The sequence below is a fragment of the Actinophytocola sp. genome (genome assembly GCF_036402745.1).
GTDB lineage: Bacteria > Actinomycetota > Actinomycetes > Mycobacteriales > Pseudonocardiaceae > Actinophytocola.
The window spans coordinates 1-4,310 of the sequence record NZ_DASWSJ010000044.1 but is presented as its reverse complement, the minus strand read 5'-3'; the positions used below and the strand labels follow the sequence as shown (position 1 = coordinate 4,310).

Below are 4,310 nucleotides of genomic sequence, written 5' to 3'. Positions count from 1 at the left end.
CGCGGTGGGCTACGTCGCCGAGCAGGTCAACATCGCGCCGGCGGTGTTCGCGGCGTACTCCTGGTCGGGACGGTCGATCACCTATCACCGGTCGCAGATCCGGGACGCGTTCGGGTTCCGCGAGTTCACCCGTGGCGATGAAGACAAGCTCGCTGGGTGGCTTGCCGAGGAGGTGTGCCCGGTCGAGCTGCGTGACCAGCAGCTCCCCGAGGCCGTTCTGGTGCGCTGCCGCGCCGAACGGATCGAGCCTCCCGGCCGGGTGGACCGGATCATCGGCTCGGCGCGGGCGGTGTTCGAGCAGCGGTTCCGCGACCGCAGGCTCGCGCGGCTCGACCCGGCGAGCGTGGCCGCACTGGAGGCCCTCGTCGCCGAGGACGCCGGCGCGCCATCGTCGGGGCGGGTGCTGCTGGCTGAGCTGAAGACCGATCCGGGCCAGGTCGGGTTGGAGACCCTGCTGCGCGAGGTCGACAAGCTGGCCGCGGTACGCGCGTTGGGTCTACCGGCCGGGTTGTTCGCCGACGCGAGCGAGAAGCTGGTCGAGGCGTGGCGGGCCCGAGCGCTCCGCTCGTATCCGTCGGACCTGCGCGCGGCGCCGCGCCCGGTGCGGCTGACGTTGCTGGCCGCGCTCGGCGCTCTGCGTTGCTCGGAGATCACCGACGCGCTGGTCGAGCTGCTGATCGGGCTGATCCACCGGATCAACGCGCGGGCGGACCGCCGCGTCGAGCGGGAGCTCACCGAGGACCTGCGCCGGGTGCGCGGCAAGGAAGCGATCCTGTTCCGGCTCGCCGAGGCCGCCGTCGCGCACCCGGACGACACGGTCCGGACGGCGTTGTTCCCGGTGGTCGGGGAGAAGACGCTGCGCGAGCTGGTGCGCGAGGCCAAGGCTAACGAGCACGCCTTCCAGGCCCGGGTCCGCACGGTGTTGCGCGGCTCGTACTCCAACCACTACCGACGGATGCTGCCGCCGCTGCTCGGGGCCCTGGAGTTCGGCTGCCACAACACCAGTGCACTACGCCGCGATCCGCCAACCGACCGACCCGACGGCGTTCATCACCGGCCTGCGCGACCGGATGACCACCGCCATTGCCGGCCTCGACTCCGCCCTCATCGACGGCACCGCCGGCGGGGTGGCGATCACGACCCGTCGCGGTGAGCCGTGGATCAGCATCCCCAAGCCGACGGCGCTGCCCGAGCCGAGCAACCTGGCCGCGGTCAAGGACGAGGTGATCGCCGCTGGGGCACCCTCGACCTGCTCGACGTGCTCAAGGGCGCCGACTTCCTCACCGAGTTCAGCACCGAGTTCACCTCGGTCGCCTCCCGCGAGGTGATCGACCGCGACACCCTGCGCCGCAGGTTGCTGCTGTGCCTGTTCGCGCTCGGCACCAACATGGGCATCAAAGCGATCGTGGCCACCGGCGAGCACGGCGAAACCGAGGCCGCGCTACGCCACGTCCGCCGCCACTACATCACCCGCGACAACCTGCGCCGCGCGATCGCCCGGCTGGCCAGCGCCACGATCGCCGCGCGGGACCCGCACTGGTGGGGCCAGGGCACCGCGTGCGCGAGCGACTCGAAGAAGTTCGGGTCCTGGGCGTCGAACCTGATGACCGAGTGGCACCAGCGCTACGGCGGCCCCGGGGTGATGATCTACTGGCACGTCGAGCGACGCAGCGTGTGCATCTACTCCCAGCTCAAGAGCTGCTCCTCCTCCGAAGTCGCGGCAATGATCGAGGGCCTGCTGCGGCACTGCACCGACACCGACACCAGCTACGTCGACACCCACGGGGCCAGCGTGGTCGGGTTCGCCTTCACCGAGCTGCTCGGGTTCCGGCTGCTGCCGCGGCTCAAGAACATCGGCTCGATCCGGCTCTGCCGGCCCGACGACCAGCACTGCCACGCCACGCTCGGGCCGGTACTGACCCGCCCGATCCGCTGGGAACTGATCGCCCAGCAGTACGACCAGATGATCCGCTACGCCACCGCGCTACGGCTCGGCACGGCGGAATCCGAGCAGGTGCTGCGCCGGTTCACCCGCGGCGGGCCCAAACACCCCACCTACGCCGCCCTGGAAGAACTCGGCCGGGCCGTACGCACCATCTTCGCCTGCGACTACCTCGCCAACCCCGAGCTGCGCCGGGAGGTCCACGGCGGGCTGCAGGTGGTGGAGAACTGGAATCCGGGCAACACCGTGATCTTCTACGGCAAGGACGGCGATCTCACCGGCCCCGATCGGGAGCACGCCGAGACCTCGATGCTCGCCCTGCACCTGTTGCAGTCGGCGTTGGTGCACGTCAACACGCTGCTCGTGCAGACCGTGCTGGAAACGCCGGCGTTTCACGACCGGATGGGAGCCGACGAGCGCCGCGGGCTGAGCCCGCTGTTCTGGACCCGCATCAACCCCTACGGCCGGTTCCGGCTCGACATGGACACCGGCTCGACCTCACCGTGCCGTAAGCCGATCGCTCTATGGGACGGCAACGCTTGGGATAACTTTCGGCGCTACAGCGTCCAGGTCAGGCGCTGGGAAGGCTCGTAGCGGCAGGTCGTGCCCGTGACGACGGATCGGTCGAGGTGCATGCCGAGCTCGGGGAGCACGGCCTCGATGCGGTGGATGGCCTCCCGCAGCCGGGCGGTGACGGCTTTGCGGGCTCGTTCGGTGGTGCTGGTCCCGAGTGTCCGGGCGTGCCCGGCCAGACCGGCGGCGTGGCTCAGCTCGGTGAGCAGGGCGGCACGCTGCCGGTCCAGGTGCTGGACCCGTCCGATGTCGTGGTGGTCGTGCGCGGTGGCCAGGTCGTCGTCGAGCTCGGTGAGGCGGCGGCGGTAGGCGGAGCGCGCTGAGGCGTCGAGCAGGGTTCCGCTGTTGCGGTCATGCTGGCCGGCGCCGGCCAGCTCAAGCACGTGCACGTCGACGCCGGGTCGGGCCAGCAGCACTGCGAGATCAGCCAGGCCTTTGAGGTCGCGCAGGTAGGCCGAGGAACCGTGATGGCGTACCCGCCACAGCTCTCCTTCGCGGCGCAGCTCGGCGTCGGTGCGGTCCGGGGGCTCGGGTTGGCCGGATGGCGGCCCGATCGCCAGCCGTGCGGCCAGACCGTGCAGGCCCAGGTCGAGCGCCAGCTGCGCGGCTCGCTCGGCGTGGCGCCCGTGCGTACCGAGAAGGGCCAGCTCGACGCTGGTCTCGGCTTCCCAGGTGGCCGCGCCGAGCCGCTGGTGCACGGCCAGTGCCTGCTCCAGCCATCGCCGGGCGTCCTGGGTGCGGCCCAGCGCGCCGGCCAGCACACCGGCCCAGTGCGCGTTGCTGCCCATGAAGCACACCAGCGCTCCGTTCACCCCGCAGGAGTCGGTCATGGGCTCCAGCTCGGCGAGCAGCTGCGCGCAGATCCCGCGGTCATGCAGGCGGACCGCCGCGGTGGCCATCCCGCCGACGAAGACCGACCACAGGTAGGACCGGTCATCGCGCCATGTGTCGAGTTCCATCACGGTGTCGAGGGCTCTGCGGGCGGCGGCGAGGTCGGCGGGCTCACCGGCGAGGGCGAAGAATCCGGCGGCCACCGCGTGCGCGTGGGAAGGCACCCCGACCCACCACCTGATCGCCTCGGCGGCGGTGGCTCGCAGCCGGGCCGGCTCGCCGCGGGCCCGGACCAGGCCCAGTAGCTGCGACATCCGGACGTTGCCGGTGTCGGGTTCGCCGATCCGCTCGCCCAACGCGCTCGCCTCGTCGATCAGGTGCTCGGCCTCGTCGAGCCGACCGTCGATCATGGCCAGGGCGCCGCGGCGAGTCAGGGCCATGTAGTCGTAGCGGGGCTGGCCGAACCGTTCGACGGCGTAGAGGAAGTCGGTCAGCACCGTACGGAACCGCGTGGATCCCTCCTCGAGCAGCGCGTTGGCGGTGAGCAGCAGCCCCTCAGCATGCCGCTCCGCGTCGCCGACGCGGGCGGCCAGCTCGGCGATCTCGCCTCCGATGTCGATCCGTGCGGCGCCCCGGCCGGCGGTCCAGAGCACGTCGTGCCGGGCCAGCAGGCAGGTGGCCAGGGTGTCGGGGTCGTCCAGTGTGCGGGCCAGCGCGATCGCCTGTTCCGACAGCGGTCGGGCCCGCGCCCGCTGCGCGGGGACGGAGTGGTGCAGCTCGCGGGCCAGGCTGGCGGTGAGCTGGGCCTCGAGCGCGGTGCCGGTGTCCTGTAGTGCGGCCCGGGCGGTGTCGAGCAGGTCGATGACGGCGTCGCGGGGCATCGCGAACCGGGCGCCGAGCCGCTGCACGCCCAGCGCCACCCGCCCGAGCCGCTCCGGATCGCCCAGCGCGACCGCCCGGTCCC

2 protein-coding genes and 1 pseudogene are annotated in these 4,310 nt (G+C 71.9%); 2 read left to right on the top strand and 1 reads right to left on the bottom strand.

Going from position 1 to position 4,310, the window contains the following annotated elements; all coding sequences use genetic code 11:
• Both VGD70_RS04865 and VGD70_RS04860 read left to right on the top strand, forming a co-directional pair.
• On the top strand, positions 1 to 1,153 hold a 1,153-nt coding region (locus tag VGD70_RS04865; protein ID WP_331078527.1), incomplete at its 5' end, for a DUF4158 domain-containing protein.
• Positions 1,154 to 1,156: 3 nt separating this feature from the next.
• On the top strand, positions 1,157 to 2,536 hold the full coding sequence (locus VGD70_RS04860; protein ID WP_331078525.1) for a transposase: 1,380 nt from the start codon (positions 1,157 to 1,159) through the stop codon (positions 2,534 to 2,536).
• Here the strand turns inward: VGD70_RS04860 and VGD70_RS04855 are convergent.
• Positions 2,500 to 4,310: pseudogene (locus VGD70_RS04855) on the bottom strand (hypothetical protein); the annotation flags it as partial. The gene VGD70_RS04860 and the pseudogene VGD70_RS04855 sit on opposite strands and share 37 nt — an antisense overlap.